3 tRNA genes are annotated in these 287 nt (G+C 48.4%); all 3 read left to right on the top strand.

Annotated features, from left to right (window positions below):
* The first annotated feature begins 1 nt into the window (after position 1).
* A tRNA-Asn gene (locus Q1B47_RS21955) sits at positions 2 to 77 on the top strand.
* Positions 78 to 111: 34 nt separating this feature from the next.
* Positions 112 to 187: transfer RNA gene (locus tag Q1B47_RS21960), tRNA-Asn, on the top strand.
* 21 nt (positions 188 to 208) lie between these two features.
* Positions 209 to 284 (top strand) — tRNA-Asn (locus Q1B47_RS21965).
* Positions 285 to 287: the final 3 nt, after the last annotated feature.

Below are 287 nucleotides of genomic sequence, written 5' to 3' on the forward strand. Positions count from 1 at the left end.
TTCCCCTGTAGTTCAGTTGGTAGAACGGCGGACTGTTAATCCGTATGTCACTGGTTCGAGTCCAGTCTGGGGAGCCATTAGCTTATCGGGTCGAGAAAGAAATAATTCGATTCCCCTGTAGTTCAGTTGGTAGAACGGCGGACTGTTAATCCGTATGTCACTGGTTCGAGTCCAGTCTGGGGAGCCAATTTTCGACCATATATTTAATTCCCCTGTAGTTCAGTTGGTAGAACGGCGGACTGTTAATCCGTATGTCACTGGTTCGAGTCCAGTCTGGGGAGCCAAAT

The sequence above is a fragment of the uncultured Shewanella sp. genome (genome assembly GCF_947501225.1).
In the GTDB taxonomy this organism is placed as follows: Bacteria; Pseudomonadota; Gammaproteobacteria; order Enterobacterales; family Shewanellaceae; genus Shewanella.